The organism is Streptomyces acidicola, assembly GCF_009377235.1.
Lineage (GTDB): Bacteria > Actinomycetota > Actinomycetes > Streptomycetales > Streptomycetaceae > Streptomyces > Streptomyces acidicola.
Window position 1 is genome coordinate 1 of sequence record NZ_VMNX01000224.1, and the last position, 15,367, is coordinate 15,367.

Here is a 15,367-nt window from a genome sequence, read left to right on the forward strand (position 1 = left end):
TGTATAAGAGACAGCCCCTGCCTCCCTCCCCACCCGGACCCGAACCACCCGAACGGTGCGGGCCACCACCCGCCCGACTCCCAACACACCAACCACCAGCGAAAGTTGAAAGGACCCGGCACACCATGGCCAACACCGAGACCGCGTTGAAAGAGGCCCTCGCTTCCATCGAGGGCGCGACCGGCGCCGCCCTCGTCGACTACACCAGCGGCATGGCGCTGGGCACGATCGGCGGCAGCAAGGGCTTCGACCTCACCGTCGCGGCGGCCGGCAACACCGACGTCGTACGCGCCAAGCTGCGCACCATGGAGCACCTGGGCCTGAAGGGTGACATCGAGGACATCCTGATCACCCTGAGCGACCAGTACCACCTGATCCGTCTGCTCACCGGCCGCGGCGGCAACGGCCTCTTCCTCTACCTCGTCCTCGACTCCAAGCGGGCGAACCTGGCCATGGCCAGGCACCAGCTGAAGAGGATCGAGACGGAGCTGGAGGTCTGACAGGCACTGGCCGACCGGGCACACGACACGCTCGATCGCCACGGCGGCGCGACCCCACCCGGGGACGCGCCGCCCAGCGCCACCAGCCCCGCTCTGCCAGCCGCCCAACAACCGCACAACACGCGCCAAAACCTCCGGTGAAGCTCTGAGAATCCCCGGGTCGCGCATCCATGGCGCGCGGCCGGGCAGAACTTCCCCGGACAGATCACCGATCGGGGGAGGTTCTCTTGTCCACCACCGAAACGACCACCGGGGCGTCGACTCCCGCTGGAGAACCAGGCCTCAAACGCGTCCTCGGCCCCAAGCTGCTGATCCTCTTCGTGATCGGCGACATCCTCGGAACCGGGATCTACGCGACCACCGGCAAGGTCGCCGGAAAGGTCGGGGGCGCGCTGTGGCTGCCGTTCGCCATCGGGTTCGTCGTGGCGATCCTGACGGCGGCCTCGTACGTGGAACTGGTCGGCAAGTACCCGAAGGCGGCGGGCGCGGCCCTCTACACGCAGAAGGCCTTCAAGCTGCCGTTCCTGACCTTCATCGTCGCGTTCATGGTGATGTGCTCGGGCCTGTCGTCCGCGAGCGCGGCGGCTCGTGCGTTCAGCGGTGACTACCTGGGCGAACTGACGAACGACGCACTGCCGCCCACGCTGATCGCGATCCTCTTCATCGTGCTGCTCGCCGCCCTGAACCTGCGGGGTGTGTCGGAGTCGGTCAAGACGAACGTCGTCCTGACCGTCGTCGAGCTCACCGGCCTGCTGATCATCCTCGCGATCGGCGCGTGGGCCGTCCTCACCGGCGACGGCGAGCCGTCCCGTCTGACCGAGTTCGAGGCGAGCGGCACGGGATACGCCCTGATCACGGGTGTCCTGGGCGCCACGGCCCTCGGCTTCTTCGCGTTCGTGGGCTTCGAGGACTCGGTGAACATGGCGGAGGAGACGAAGGACCCGAACAGGACCTTCCCGCGGGCGATCTTCATCGGCGTGGCGGTGACGGGGACGATCTACGTCCTGGTCGCGCTGGTCTCGTCCCTCCTCGTCGACCACAAGACGCTGGAAGGGTCGAGTGGACCCCTCCTTGAGGTCGTGAAGGCGGGCGGTGTGGACTTCCCGCACAAGCTCTTCGCCCTGATCGCGCTGTTCGCGGTGACCAACTCGGCGCTCATCAACATCATGATGGCGTCCCGCCTGTGCTACGGCATGGCCAACGAGCGCATCCTGCCGCGTGGCATGGCCCGCGTTCTGCCCCACCGCCGTACGCCGGTCGTCGGCATCGTGTTCGTCACCCTGCTGGCCATCGGCCTGGTGTCCACGGGCGAGATCGAGGGCCTCGGCGACACCACCGCCTTCCTGCTCCTGTGCGTCTTCGCCGTGGTCAACGTCGCGGTTCTGGTCCTGCGCCGCGACCGGGTGGACCACGCCCACTTCCGCACCCCCACGGTCCTCCCGGTGCTGGGCGCCATCACAGCCCTGATCCTCGCCAGCCCCCTCGCCGACCGTCCGGCCGACGTCTACATCCGCGCCGGTGTCCTCCTGGCCATCGGCATCGGTCTGTGGGCGGTGAACAAGCTGGTCCTCAGGGTGCGCGACGAGTCCTGACCCGTCCGGTTCCGCCGGGTCCTTGTGCGCGAGGACCCGATGGGCCACTGGACTCCAGGTGGGCTGCACGTGGGCTACACGCGCGCGGCCACCGCCCGCCGTCCGCCTCCGGGTGCCGCGTCCCCCGCGGCCACACCCGTGGACCGGTACGCCTTCACCCGCTTGCCTCCCGGTGCCCCACCGCGCCCCGACAGCCAGTCGACCCGAACCCACAGCAGCGCGTCCCCGGACTGCTCGGCCCGGCCGATCCACCCGGCCTTCAGCCGGAGCCCGGCGCCCGCGCCGGCCAGCATCAGACCACCGGCCGCCGGTACCACGAACGCACTCCCCAGGGCGGCCAGAAAGCCCAGCACCAGCCACCACCGGTGCCCGCGCCGCCAGTTCCGCACGGTGACCCGCCGGTCCTGGAGCACGTCCTGCTTACCTGCCCGGACGGCACCACGGGTCAGCTCCCCGTACCGCTTGCGCCGCGCCCCGCCCACCACGGCGGCCGTCACCAGGAACAGCGCGGCCCCGGCCATGACCCCGATGCGCCGCCCGGTCAGCCCCGGCACCAGCACACCGATACCCGCCGCGAACACCCCGAGCCACCACAACGGCGCCGCCCCGGCCCTCACCACGACGGCCACCCGCGCCAGCCCCTGCGCTCCGCGTGTCACGTTCCCGCCTCCTCTGCTCCGCAGGCTCCACAGACTCGACAGACTCCTCAGACGTACGACTGCCGAGGGGCACGCTAGCCAGCGAAAGTGAGACCTCCCTGAGAACCGACCGCAGCGACGGGAGCGACGGCAGGGACGGCAGCGACCACACCGCCCCGCTGCCCCCACCGCTCACTCCACGAACAGCCCTCGAGCGGCGGCCCGCGTGTCGAACTCCTCCAACCGCACCTGAGCCCCCGGCAAGTCGTCGCACATCGCCTCCAGCAGCACCCGCCCCAGCAGCATCGGCGCACACGCCGTGTCGAAGGCGAGCCCCGTGCCCACGGCGGCGGGCAGCAGCAGATCCGACACCTTGGCCACGGGCGCGAAGGCCGAGTCCGCCACCGTCACCACGGACAGCCCGGACTGCTTCGCATACGTCAGCCCGTCCACGACCTCCCGCGGATGCCGCGGCAGCGCGAAGCACAGCAGCGCGCTCGCCCCGGCCGACACCGCCGCGTCGATCCGGTCGTGCAGCATGGTGCCGCCCTCGTTCAGCAGCCGTACGTCCGGATGGACCTTCGCGGCAAAGTACGAGAAGCCGTACGCCTGGGACGCGGCCGCCCGCAGCCCGAGCACGGGCAGCGGGCGCGAGGCGGCCAGCAGCCGCCCGGCCCGCTCCACCGGCCGCGGGTCCGCCAGCAGCTCCGCCAGGTGCCGCAGGTTCTCGATCTCGGCCTCGACGGCCTGCTGGTACTCGTTGTACGACGCGGTGTCCGCGGCCGGCTCCGCGGGGGCGACCTCGCGCAGGTGCCGCCGCAGCGCCGGGTACCCGTCGAAGCCGAGGGCCACCGCGAACCGCGTGACCGAGGGCTGGCTGACCCCGGCCAGTTCGGCCAGCTCCACGCTGGACAGGAACGGCACGTCCGCGGCGCGCCGCACCATGCTGTGCGCGATGCGCCGCTGTGTGGGCGTCAGCCGGTGCCCCTCGAAGAGCGCCTGAAGGCGCGCCGCAGGGCTGTCGGTCACGCTCATGGCGTGCTTCCCCTCCCAAAGTCCGGACCGTTCCCCACGTCCTGGCGAACGTCCTGATCCAACTGATCCTCGCGGGCATTCGTCCAGATGTCCGTGAAACGGTCGAGCAGTGCGGCCGCCGCGCCCACGTCGTCCGTGAGCGGCCGGTCGGTCTGGTCCGCGTCGAGCACCGCCTCGGCCAGCTCCAGCGCCCTCCCGGCCGGCAGCCCGGGATCGGGCCGCAGGTCGCGCTGGCGCAGGGCCCGTACGGCGGCGACGAGTTCGCAGCCGACGACGAGGCGGTACGCACCGCACGCCCGCAGTGTCTGACGCGCTGCCAGCGACGCGAAGCTGGCCTGCTCCTCGACGCCCCGGGAGAGTACAGCGTGGCCCAGCGACGCGGGCGCCGAGAAGGCCCGCAGATCACCGAGGGCGGCTCCGGCGGCGTACTCCAGGATCATCACACCCGAGGAGGCGGGCTCCTGGTCGGCGAGGAAGGGGCGCAGCCGGGTGTAGGCGGGCTCGTTGAGGGTGGAGAGGCGGGACGTCGACAGCCGCGCCACCTGCGTGACCGCGAGCCTGAAGTGGTCCAGGGCCAGGGCGAGTTGGGCTTGGTAGAAGCCGCCGTGGTGGTACGCGGCCATGTCGTCGGGGCAGATCAGGGGGTTCTCGGCGGCAGCGTTGATCTCCACCTCCAGCACCCGTTCCAGCGAGTCGGCCGCGTCGAGCGCGGGCCCGTGTATCTGTGGCAGGCAGCGGAAGCCGTACGGGTCCTGGATCCGGCCCAGCGGTGGCGTCGGACGGTCGTCGGCACCGATCAACTCCCGCATGCGCCGGGCCACTTCGCGCGACCCCGGGTGCGGGCGGGCCTCGTGCACGGGAGCCGCGTACGCCTCGTGCGACCCGTCGACGGCGAGCAGCGAGAGCGCGGCGACGACCTGTGTGGCGGCGAGCAGTCCGCGCAACTCGTGCAGCGCCAGGGCGGACTGACCGAGAGTGAGGGCGTTGCTGCTGATCAGGGCGAGGGCATCGTTGTTGTCGAGCGGCTGGGGCTCGGGGCCCCGCGTCCCCCGCCACGGGTGCTCCCCCGCCAGCGCGAGCCCCACCTGGGCGAGTGCCGCGATGTCGCCGGTGCCCACCGACCCGAACTCGTTCACCACGGGGTACGCCCCGCTCTCCAGCGCCTCGCACAACGCCGTGACCACGCTGGGCCGCAGCCCGGCACCGCCGGCGAGCAGCTGGTTGGCCCGTACGGCGAGCATGGCCCGCACCTGCCGCGCGGGCAGCTCCGCCCCTATGGCTCCCGCGTGGCTGCGCAGCAGACGCAGACCGTGCCCGGCGGCGGCCTCGGTCGGCACGTCCTCGGTCCGGTTCGCGCCCACGCCGGTGGAGCGGCCGTACACCCTGCCGGTCGCCGCGATCTGCCGGGCCGCGTCCCAGGACTCCTCCATCCGCTTCATCGCGTCCGCGCCAAGCACGGGCCGCGCGGTCCCGTCGGCGAGCCGTACGACGTCCTCGACGCCGGCGCGACGTCCGTCGAGCACCACGATGCCGGCCGACACGGCACCCGGGGCGTCCACGATTCGAGACGACATCACACCCAAACCCCTCTCAAACCGGACATGAAATCTTGCCTGGCGGCCTTTCGTAACCAGTGATTTACGCTCGACCGTTGACAACTCATTCAGACACCAAGAACTCTGCATGACGTTATACAGGCCGGGCAAGGGACACCTCATGATCCAGTTCGAAGCGGTCCACAAGCGCTTCCCGAACGGCACGACAGCGGTCCACGACCTCACCCTGGAGATGCCGGAAGGCGGCGTGACCGTCCTCGTGGGATCTTCCGGTTGCGGCAAGACGACCACCCTCAGGATGGTCAACCGGATGGTCGAGCCGACCTCCGGCACCATCCGGGTCGGCGGCAAGGACGTCCTGGCGCAGGACGCCGCCGAGCTGCGCCGCTCCATCGGGTACGTCATCCAGCAGGCGGGGCTCTTCCCGCACCGCACGGTCCTCGACAACATCGCCACCGTGCCGCTGCTGCTCGGCTGGGGCCGGCGCAAGGCCCGGGCGCGGGCGGCCGAGCTCCTCGAGACCGTCGGCCTGGCCGCCGACACGGGCAAGCGGTTCCCGCACCAGCTCTCCGGCGGCCAGCAGCAGCGCGTCGGTGTGGCCCGCGCACTCGCCGCGGACCCGCCCGTCCTCCTCATGGACGAACCTTTCGGCGCCGTCGACCCGGTGGTCCGCACCCAGCTCCAGGACGAGCTCCTGCGCCTGCAGAAGGAGCTGAGCAAGACCATCGTCTTCGTCACGCACGACATCGACGAGGCGGTCCGGCTGGGCGACCGCATCGCGATCTTCCGCACGGGCGGCCACCTCGTCCAGTGCGCGCCCCCGGCCGAACTGCTCGCGAGCCCGGCGGACGACTTCGTCACGGACTTCCTGGGCTCCGAACGGGAACTCAAGCTGCTGTCGCTGACCCCCCTGAAGGAGGTACCGCAGACGCGGGCGACACCCCTGCGCGCCGACGAGCCGGTCTCCGCCGTGTCCGGCGACGGCGGCCGCTGGCAGCTGGTCACGTCGGCTGCGGGACGGCCGCTGGGCTGGCTCGACACGGACGCGCTCCCCGCCACCGGCACCGCCGGCGAGGCGCCCCTGACGCCCGCCAGGGCACTGCGGGACACCGACTCGCTCCTGTCCGCGCTCAACGAGACCATCGGGTCGCCGAGCGGATGCGTGGTGCGCGTGGACGCGGACGGCGCGGTCACCGGGGTCACCGCCCGCGAGGAGATCCACGCCCGCGCGACGGCGGCACACGCCGCGGCCGGCGCCGGTGCCGCGCGCACGGCGGGTACCGCGGGCTCCGACAGCCCCGCTCCCACCACCACGGCCACCCCCGCGGAGCACCCGGCATGACCATCGACTGGTCGTGGATAGCCGACCACACCGACGACCTGACCACCCTCTCCGTCTCCCACCTCCAGGCCGCCCTGTCCGCCGTCTTCCTCGGACTGCTGATCTCGCTGCCCCTGGCCGTGATCGCGCACCGGATCCGCCCTCTGCGCGGCTTCCTCCTCGGCCTGTCCAACGTCCTCTTCACGATCCCGTCGATCGCGATCTTCGTGCTGCTCCTCCCGGTGAGCGGCCTGACCCGCACCACCACCGTGATCGGCCTGACGATCTACACCCTGGTCGTCCTGCTGCGGAACACCGTCGAGGGCCTCGACTCGGTGCCCGCGAAGACGAAGGAGGCCGCGAAGGCCATGGGCACCCGCCCCCTGCGCACCCTCCTCACCGTGGAGCTGCCCCTCGCCCTCCCGGTGATCATGGCGGGTGTGCGGATCGCGACGGTCATGTCGATCTCGCTGGTCTCGGTCGCCACGTACATCGGCGACGGCGGCCTCGGCCAGCTCTTCACCGACGGCTTCCAGCGCAACTTCCCGACCCCGGTGATCGCCGGCGTCGTCCTGACCCTCCTCCTGGCCCTGGTCGCCGACGCGCTGCTGGTGGCCCTCCAGTACGTCCTCACTCCGTGGACCCGGAAGCGGGGTGCCTGACACCGTGTTCGAACTCTTCAAGAACCTCGGCGCATGGCTGACCAGCGGCGAGCAGTGGTCCGGCGCGGACGGCATCGCCCACCGTCTCGCCGAGCACCTCCAGTACTCGCTCCTCGCCACCCTCATCGCGGCGGTCATCGGCCTCCCGCTCGGCCTGCTCATCGGCCACACGGGCAGGGGCGCCTTCGTCGCCATCAACCTCGCCTCGTTCGGCCGCGCGCTGCCGACCGTCGGCCTGGTCGTCCTGGTGTTCCTGGCCAGCGGCCTGTCGATGTGGCCGGTGTACATCGCGCTGGTCGCCCTGGCGGTCCCGGCGATCGTCACCAACACGTACGCGGGCATGACGGCCGTCGACCCCGACGTGAAGGACGCGGCCCGCGGCCAGGGCATGCGCGCCCACCAGGTCCTCTTCCAGGTCGAGCTCCCGCTGGCCCTCCCCCTGATCATGACGGGCCTGCGCCTGGCGCTGATCCAGGTGGTGGCCACGGCCACGATCGCCGCGTACGTCTCCTTCGGCGGCCTGGGCCGCTACGTCTTCGACGGGCTCGCCCAGCGCGACCTGGTGCAGGTGCTCGGCGGCGCGGTCCTGGTCGCCCTGGTGGCCGTGGTCCTCGACCTCGCCCTGAGCGGCCTCCAGCGAGCCCTCTTCCGCCACCGCCCGGCATAGCAAACGCCCTGCGCCCTCCTGTGCCAAAGGAATCCCTTCCCTGTGCCTAAGGAATCCCTCTCATGAACCGACGCGCTCTCCTCGGCGGCCTCTTCGCCGCCGCCTCCGTGCCCGCCCTCTCCGCGTGCAGCAGCGGCATCACGTCCCTCCAGGGCGAGGGCACCGTCGGCGCGGGCCCCGGCTCCAGCAAGGACGGCATCACGATCGGCACCGCCAACTTCACCGAGAACCAGGTGCTCGGGTACCTCTACGCGGCCGTCCTCGAAGCGGCCGGTGTGAAGACCACCGTCCGCCCCAACCTCGGCACCCGCGAGATCCTCATTCCCGCGCTCAAGGGCGGTGACATCGATCTGCTCCCCGAGTACCAGGGCGCCCTTCTCCACTACGTCGCCCCCAAGTCGAAGGCGACGGAGGAGGGCGAGATGCAGAACGCCCTCACCGTCGCGCTCCCGGCCGGCCTCCAGGTCCTGCCGTACGGCATGGCGGAGGACTCCGACGCCTTCGTGGTGACGCGCGAGACCGCCGAGAAGTACGGCCTGACGAGCCTCGCCGACCTCACCAAGCAGAACGGCAAGCTGGTCATCGGCGCGGCAGCCGAGGTGAAGACCCGCGAGGTCGGTGCGGTCGGCCTCAAGGACGTGTACGGGATCGAGTTCAAGGAGTTCAAGTCACTCGACTCCTCCGGGCCGCTGGTCAAGGGCGCCCTGAAGAAGGGCGACGTGGACGTGGCGAACCTCTTCACCACCGACACCGACATCCAGGCCAACGGCTGGGTGGTCCTCACCGACCCGAAGAACCTCATTCCCGGCCAGCACGTCGTCCCCCTGATCGCCGACCGCAAGGCCGACGCCCCGGTCCGCAAGGCCCTCGCCAAACTCGGCAACGTCCTGACGACGAAGGACCTCACCGAGCTCAACCGCCAGGTGGACAAGGACAAGAAGGACCCGGAGGACGTGGCGAACGCGTACGCAAAGCGGCACGGCCTGACGAAGTAAACGACCCGCCGAAGTAAACGGCCCTACGAAGTAAACGGACCTACGAAGTAAACGACCTGACCAAGCAGCGGGAGCGGGAACCGGGGGCCCGGCCCAGTCCGGACACGGGGGCTAACCCCAGTGCCCCCGCACCCGCGGCTGCCTACCGTGGACTCCATGACCGGTAACGGAGCCCACGACGCCGAACTCAAGAAGGAACTCGCCGCCACGCTGCACGCGCGCAGGGACCTGGGCGAGGAGTACGAGTCGGCGCTGGTCGAGTCGTTCCTGGAGAAGTTCGATCAGCACCTCGACGGCGCGGTGGACCGCAGAGTGCGCCGCCAGCTCGCGGAACAGCAGATGGTCGTGGCCCGCGGCGCCCGCTCTCCGGGCTCCACCGACTCCTGGAGCGAGCGCTTCGGCTTCGGGATCATCTCCCTCGTCCTGGCCATCCCGCTGTCGGCCATCGGCGGCGGCATCGCGGACCTGCCCGGCCTGCTCGTGGCCTGGGCGGGCATCGCGGCCGTCAACGGAGCCTGGGCCTTCCGCAACAGCCCGCACTTCGCCCGCCGGGGCAAGAAGCCGTCTGACTCGGACTGGGAGGAGTAACCCCACCCGCCGGCTGTGCCGCCGGTGCGGTCTGCCGCCGCCCCTCTTTTGAGCAAACGACGACCGCAACCACAATTTGAGCGACGACGGCCCCAACCATCAATTGAGCAACCACAACGGCGACCAACCAGGTCCGCGAAAGCGGCGCCGGCTTAGGCGCAAAGGGGGAGCTTGCGCGGGGACCGCCGCACCCCCGTTGCCGGGGGGCGGGACGACGGCGGTCCCCGCGAGGGACGCGGGCCGGGTCAGGGCCGGGCTTGCGCGTCCGTGGCGTCCATGGAGGTCCGGGAGCCGCTCCGGAGGTCCTTGGCGCCGTTTCGGTTGTCGGCCGGGGCGGGGAGCCGCTCCCGCCCTGCCGACAACCACTAATGTGCCGGATCCGTGTTAAGCGTGTGCTGCGCGGACGTGACGCCCTCGTACCACTTCCGCGAAGTTCTACGCGGGAAGACGCCGATCGCGCGGACAGACCCGTCCCACCCGGTCCGAACCGGAAGAACCACCCGGCCACAGCTCTCCAGCCGGACGTCTTACTGCTTGGCGTTACTGCTTGGCGCCTCCCTTGGCGAGGAATGCGAGCAGGTCCTGGCGGCTCACGACCCCGGTCGGCTTGCCCTCGACGAGGACGATCGCCGCGTCGGCGGCGCCCAGCACGGACATCAGGTCCGCCACCGGCTCACCGGAACCGACCTGCGGCAGCGGCGGCGACATGTGCTTCTCCAGCGGGTCGTCGAGCGACGCGCGCTGGGTGAACAGCGCGTCGAGCAGTTCCCGTTCGACGACGGATCCCACGACCTCCGCGGCCATCACGTCCGGGTGTCCGGCGCCCGGCTTCACGATCGGCATCTGCGAGACGCCGTACTCCCGCAGCACCTCGATCGCCTGACCGACCGTCTCGTCGGGGTGCATGTGGACGAGCGAGGGGATGGAGCCGCCCTCCTTGTCGTCCAGGACGTCGCCGACGCGCGCGCTCGGGCCCTCGTCCTCCAGGAACCCGTAGTCGGCCATCCACTCGTCGTTGAAGATCTTGCTGAGGTACCCGCGCCCGCTGTCGGGCAGCAGCACGACCACGACGTCGTCGGGACCCAGCCGCTCGGCGACCCGCAGGGCAGCCACGACGGCCATCCCGCAGGAGCCGCCCACCAGCAGCCCCTCCTCCCGGGCGAGCCGGCGGGTCATCTGGAAGGAGTCCTTGTCGGACACGGCGACGATCTCGTCGGCGACGGTCCGGTCGTACGCGGTCGGCCAGAAGTCCTCGCCGACACCCTCCACGAGGTACGGCCGCCCGGACCCGCCGGAGTACACGGACCCCTCGGGGTCGGCGCCGATGACCCGCACCCTGCCGTCGCTGGCGTCCTTCAGGTACCGCCCGGTCCCCGTGATGGTCCCGCCGGTGCCCACGCCCGCCACGAAGTGCGTGATCCTGCCCTCCGTCTGCTCCCACAGCTCGGGGCCCGTGGAGTGGTAGTGGGACAGCGGGTTGTTGGGGTTGGAGTACTGGTCCGGCTTCCACGCACCCGGGGTCTCGCGCACCAGCCGGTCCGAGACGTTGTAGTACGAGTCGGGGTGCTCCGGATCCACGGCGGTGGGGCACACGACGACCTCGGCGCCGTAGGCCCGCAGCACGTTGATCTTGTCGGTGCTCACCTTGTCGGGGCACACGAAGATGCACTTGTACCCCTTCTGCTGGGCCACGATGGCCAGCCCGACACCCGTGTTGCCGCTGGTCGGCTCGACGATCGTGCCGCCGGGCAGGAGCTCACCGCTCTCCTCCGCGGCCTCGATCATGCGCAGGGCGATGCGGTCCTTCACGGAACCGCCGGGGTTGAAGTACTCCACCTTGGCCAGAACGGTCGCCTGGATGCCCGTGGTCACGCTGTTGAGCCTCACCAGCGGGGTGTTGCCGACGAGGCTGATCATCGAGTCGTGGAAGTGCACCGTTGTCTCCGGAGCTGCAAAAAAGGACGGGTTGTATGATTCCGCCAGCCTAAGCCCCTCCGGCAGGTGTTAACGCACTGTTGAGATTGGCTGACGCCCCGTGCGGGGCAAGGAGTGGGTGTACGGCTACGAGGAGGTGGCGGCGACCCATGACGAGCATGTCGAGGGCGCGGGTGGCCCGGCGTATCGCTACAGGCGCGGCGTACGGAGGCGGTGGGATCGGGCTGCTGGGCGCGGCGGCCGTGGGTGTGCTGCTGGCCGAGGTCCAGATGGCCAAGCGGGTCGTGGGCAACGGCCACAGTCCGCACCCGCCCAGCGCGGAGGGACTCTACGGACGCGCGTACGAAACCCCTCACGATCCCCCGATCCTCCTCGCCATGCTCGGCGACTCCACGGCGGCCGGGCAGGGCGTGCACCGGGCGCGGCAGACGCCGGGCGCGCTGCTGGCCTCGGGCCTGGCGGCGGTGGCGGAGCAGCCGGTGCGGTTGCGGAACGTGGCCCTGCCGGGGGCCCGGTCGGACGACCTGGACCGCCAGGTGTCCCTGGTCCTCTCGGAGACGGATCGTGCTCCCGACGTCTGCGTCATCATGATCGGCGCGAACGACGTCACCCACCGGATGCCGCCGACCCGCTCGGTCCGCCACCTCTCGGGCGCGGTCCGGCGGCTGCGCACGGCGGGCGCGGAGGTGGTCGTGGGCACCTGCCCCGATCTGGGCACGATCGAGCCGGTGCAGCAGCCGTTGCGCTGGCTGGCCCGCCGGGCGTCGCGCCAACTGGCCGCGGCGCAGACGATCGGCACGGTCGAGCAGGGCGGGCGAACCGTTTCGCTCGGCGATCTCCTGGGCCCCGAGTTCGCGGCGAACCCGCGGGAGCTCTTCGGCCCGGACAACTACCACCCCTCCGCCGAGGGCTACGCCACGGCGGCGATGGCCATCCTGCCCACGGCCTGTGCCGCACTGGGCCTCTGGCCGGCGGAGGAGGAGCGTCCGGACGTGTCCCGCCGCGAGGGGTTCCTGCCGGTGGCGCGGGCCGCGGCGGAGGCCGCGTCGGAGGCGGGCACGGAGGTCGCGGCGGCCATGCCCACCGGGCCACGGGGCCCATGGGCCCTCCTCAAGCGCCGCCGCCGTCGGCGCGTCCCAGCAACAGACCCGGCGCCGACCCCGGAACCGTCCACCTGATTCTCAGCCCCTCCGGATTCTCAGCCCCTCCGGCGTTTGAGGGCGGTCCGGGGCTGCCCTCAAACGCCGGAGTGGGGCGAGAAAAGCAAGCGCTTAGAAAAATGCGGCCGGGCTCACACCACCGCGCTCGTGACCCCGACCGTACGTACGGGTAACTTCGCACACAGCCCTGCCCACCCGATCACCACCCCTCGCCAGGAGCCGTGATGCCCGAAGCCGTCATCGTCTCAGCCGCCCGCTCCCCCATCGGCCGCGCTTTCAAGGGCTCCCTCAAGGACCTGCGCCCCGACGACCTGACCGCCACGATCATCCAGGCGGCGCTCGACAAGGTCCCCGCGCTGAACCCGAAGGACATCGACGACCTGATGCTCGGCTGCGGCCTCCCGGGCGGCGAGCAGGGGCACAACCTCGGCCGCATCGTCGCCGTACAGATGGGCATGGACCACCTGCCGGGCTGCACCATCACCCGTTACTGCTCCTCCTCGCTGCAGACCTCCCGCATGGCCCTGCACGCCATCAAGGCGGGTGAGGGCGACGTCTTCATCTCGGCCGGTGTGGAGATGGTGTCCCGGAGTGTGAAGGGCACCAGCGACGGCATGCCCGGCACCCACAACCCCCTCTTCGCCGACGCCGAGGCCCGCACGGCCGCCGTCGCCGGGTCCGAGGGCGCCTCCTGGCACGACCCGCGCGAGACTGTGTCCGACAGCGGCTCCGCCGCGGGTCTGCTCCCCGACCCGTACATCGCGATGGGCCAGACCGCCGAGAACCTGGCCCGCCACTGGGGCGTCACCCGCCAGGACATGGACGAGTTCGGCGTCCGCTCGCAGAACCTCGCCGAGGAGGCCGTCAAGAAGGGCTTCTGGGAGCGCGAGATCACCCCGGTGACGCTCCCGGACGGCACCCTGGTGAGCAAGGACGACGGCCCGCGCCCCGGCGTCACCATGGAGGGCGTCGCGGGCCTGAAGCCGGTCTTCCGCCCGGACGGGCTGGTCACCGCGGGCAACTGCTGCCCCCTCAACGACGGCGCCGCCGCCCTCGTGATCATGTCCGACACGAAGGCACGCGAACTCGGCCTGACCCCGCTCGCCCGGATCGTCTCCACGGGCGTCTCCGGCCTCTCCCCCGAGATCATGGGGTACGGCCCGGTCGAGGCCAGCAGGCAGGCGCTGTCCCGCGCCGGCCTGACCATCGGCGACATCGACCTGGTCGAGATCAACGAGGCCTTCGCCGCCCAGGTGATCCCGTCCTACCGCGATCTGGACATCCCGCTGGACAAGCTGAACGTGAACGGCGGCGCCATCGCCGTCGGCCACCCCTTCGGCATGACCGGAGCCCGCATCACCGCCACGCTGATCAATTCACTCCAGTTCCACGACAAGCAGTTCGGCCTGGAGACGATGTGCGTCGGCGGCGGCCAGGGCATGGCGATGGTCATCGAGCGCCTCAGCTGAAGCACCCAGGCCGGCCCCCCGACCGGACCCTCGACCGACCCTCCGGCCGAACCCCCGACCGAACGCCCGACAGCACCCCTCGGTCACCCCAGCTGGACCCAGCGTCATCCTTTGGCCCGGAGCCTCGCCACCACCGGGGTTCCGGGCCATTCTGTAATCCAATCTCCCCCAGGATGTGACCTATCTCCCCCGGAAGGGTGATTCAGCAGGTCAGAACCACTTCGGCACCAAACATCAGCCCGGGAATCCTGCCCGTTTCGTGACGTTACGCACTGACAGCTGGTTAGTCCGCCCTTCAAGCTGATGTAGGAAGTCGGGGTCGACTTTGAACCGGGAGTACGTCAGTGAGCGCCATGCCGATTGCCCTGCTGCTCACCACGGCCGCCACCACGGTCGTGGGCGTCGCCGTGCTGCGCAACCTGCGGGGACTGCGCCAACAGGTCGCAGCCCTGCACACCGAGCTCACCGCGAGCCGTGCCGCGCACGCGCGGCCCGTCGTACCCGCCGCCCGCCAGGCCTCCGACACGGACGAGATACGCGCCGCCGTGGCCGAGGCGCTCGCGGAGGAGCGGGAACGGGAGCTGGCGGAGGCCAGGGCGTTCTGGGCCGCCCAGGAGGCGCGTGACGTCTCCGACGCGCCCTCCCCGCTGCTGGGCTTCCCCGACAGCGAGCCGCACCTGCCGCGCCCGTCGGACTTCGCGGGCCTGGAGCACCTGGAACCGGTGTCCGAGCCGGGCCTGGAGGGCGACGAGTTCCCCGGCGACTCCCCGGAGCTGGCGGCGGCGCGCCGCCGCCACCCCTCCCACCCGGACTTCGTGCCGGCCCCCTCGCCGGTCGTGAACGACCACGAGCGCACGGTCGCCTGCCTGGAGGAGCTCGCCTCCTCCCGCACCGAACTGGCCGACGTCCGCCCGGGCCCGCTGGGCACCCTCGATGTGTACGTCTTCACCGACGGCACGACCCTGTGCATGACGCCGGGCCACCGCGAGACCGCCGAACGCCTGGCCTCGGCCCTGCGCACGGGCCACGCCCCCGTTCTCCTGGGTGGCTCAGGCGTCTCGGGCGCCTACACACTGACGTTCGAGTGCGGCGACGAGAACGTCTACATCCTGGCGGACAGGGTCATCGCGTCGCTGTAGAGCACCTTCCAGGGCTACGGGGCCCGTGCTTTTCAGGGGCGCGGGGAACTGCGCGACCAGCCACAGACAACCCGCGCCCGCCCACACACCGAAGCCCCCAAGACGCCCCC

14 protein-coding genes are annotated in these 15,367 nt (G+C 71.0%); 10 read left to right on the forward strand and 4 right to left on the reverse strand.

Annotated elements, in window-relative coordinates; translation table 11 throughout:
• Window positions 1-125 precede the first annotated feature (125 nt).
• Together FPZ41_RS37000 and FPZ41_RS37005 are read left to right on the forward strand one after the other, a co-directional pair.
• Window positions 126-500 (forward strand): roadblock/LC7 domain-containing protein, encoded by a 375-nt coding sequence (locus FPZ41_RS37000; RefSeq protein WP_152867980.1) that lies wholly within the window; start codon window positions 126-128, stop codon window positions 498-500.
• Between the two features lie 227 nt (window positions 501-727).
• Window positions 728-2,092, forward strand: coding sequence for an APC family permease (locus tag FPZ41_RS37005; RefSeq protein WP_152867982.1), 1,365 nt, complete (start codon window positions 728-730; stop codon window positions 2,090-2,092).
• Window positions 2,093-2,166: 74 nt separating this feature from the next.
• Here FPZ41_RS37005 and FPZ41_RS37010 read toward each other — a convergent pair whose 3' ends face one another.
• The 3 genes from FPZ41_RS37010 to FPZ41_RS37020 form a co-directional block, all read right to left on the reverse strand.
• Window positions 2,167-2,751 (reverse strand): hypothetical protein, encoded by a 585-nt coding sequence (locus FPZ41_RS37010; RefSeq protein ID WP_322621199.1) that lies wholly within the window; start codon window positions 2,749-2,751, stop codon window positions 2,167-2,169.
• 171 nt (window positions 2,752-2,922) lie between these two features.
• Window positions 2,923-3,765: a MurR/RpiR family transcriptional regulator gene (locus FPZ41_RS37015; protein WP_152867984.1), complete on the reverse strand. Its 843-nt coding sequence runs from the start codon at window positions 3,763-3,765 to the stop codon at window positions 2,923-2,925.
• Window positions 3,762-5,339, reverse strand: a complete 1,578-nt coding sequence (locus FPZ41_RS37020; RefSeq protein WP_228023215.1) for an aromatic amino acid ammonia-lyase — start codon at window positions 5,337-5,339, stop codon at window positions 3,762-3,764. The genes FPZ41_RS37015 and FPZ41_RS37020 overlap by 4 nt, the downstream gene beginning before the upstream one ends.
• A gap of 142 nt (window positions 5,340-5,481) precedes the next feature.
• On the opposite strand from FPZ41_RS37020, the gene FPZ41_RS37025 reads away from it, so the two are divergent.
• The 5 genes from FPZ41_RS37025 to FPZ41_RS37045 all read left to right on the forward strand — a co-directional run bounded on the left by FPZ41_RS37025 (window position 5,482) and on the right by FPZ41_RS37045 (window position 9,554).
• Entirely contained in the window at window positions 5,482-6,663 is a 1,182-nt protein-coding gene (locus FPZ41_RS37025) for an ABC transporter ATP-binding protein (protein WP_152867986.1), read from the forward strand.
• Entirely contained in the window at window positions 6,660-7,304 is a 645-nt protein-coding gene (locus FPZ41_RS37030) for an ABC transporter permease (RefSeq protein WP_152867988.1), read from the forward strand. Before FPZ41_RS37025 ends, FPZ41_RS37030 begins: the two co-directional genes overlap by 4 nt.
• A 4-nt stretch (window positions 7,305-7,308) precedes the next feature.
• Window positions 7,309-7,971, forward strand: coding sequence for an ABC transporter permease (locus tag FPZ41_RS37035; protein ID WP_322621201.1), 663 nt, complete (start codon window positions 7,309-7,311; stop codon window positions 7,969-7,971).
• A 62-nt stretch (window positions 7,972-8,033) separates the two neighbouring features.
• The gene (locus FPZ41_RS37040; protein WP_152867990.1) at window positions 8,034-8,966 is read left to right on the forward strand and encodes an ABC transporter substrate-binding protein; all 933 of its coding nucleotides are present in this window, start codon (window positions 8,034-8,036) and stop codon (window positions 8,964-8,966) included.
• Between the two features lie 156 nt (window positions 8,967-9,122).
• The gene (locus FPZ41_RS37045; RefSeq protein WP_152867992.1) at window positions 9,123-9,554 is read left to right on the forward strand and encodes a hypothetical protein; all 432 of its coding nucleotides are present in this window, start codon (window positions 9,123-9,125) and stop codon (window positions 9,552-9,554) included.
• Window positions 9,555-10,094: 540 nt separating this feature from the next.
• Here the strand turns inward: FPZ41_RS37045 and FPZ41_RS37050 are convergent.
• Window positions 10,095-11,489: a cystathionine beta-synthase gene (locus tag FPZ41_RS37050; RefSeq protein ID WP_322621200.1), complete on the reverse strand. Its 1,395-nt coding sequence runs from the start codon at window positions 11,487-11,489 to the stop codon at window positions 10,095-10,097.
• Window positions 11,490-11,638: 149 nt separating this feature from the next.
• Here FPZ41_RS37050 and FPZ41_RS37055 point away from each other — a divergent pair, with 149 nt between their 5' ends.
• From FPZ41_RS37055 to FPZ41_RS37065, 3 genes are all read left to right on the forward strand, one after another.
• Complete coding sequence (locus FPZ41_RS37055) at window positions 11,639-12,667, forward strand: SGNH/GDSL hydrolase family protein (RefSeq protein ID WP_152867994.1); 1,029 nt, start codon at window positions 11,639-11,641, stop codon at window positions 12,665-12,667.
• A gap of 206 nt (window positions 12,668-12,873) precedes the next feature.
• Entirely contained in the window at window positions 12,874-14,118 is a 1,245-nt protein-coding gene (locus tag FPZ41_RS37060; protein ID WP_152867996.1) for an acetyl-CoA C-acetyltransferase, read from the forward strand.
• 353 nt (window positions 14,119-14,471) lie between these two features.
• Complete coding sequence (locus FPZ41_RS37065; protein WP_152868004.1) at window positions 14,472-15,257, forward strand: hypothetical protein; 786 nt, start codon at window positions 14,472-14,474, stop codon at window positions 15,255-15,257.
• Window positions 15,258-15,367: the final 110 nt, after the last annotated feature.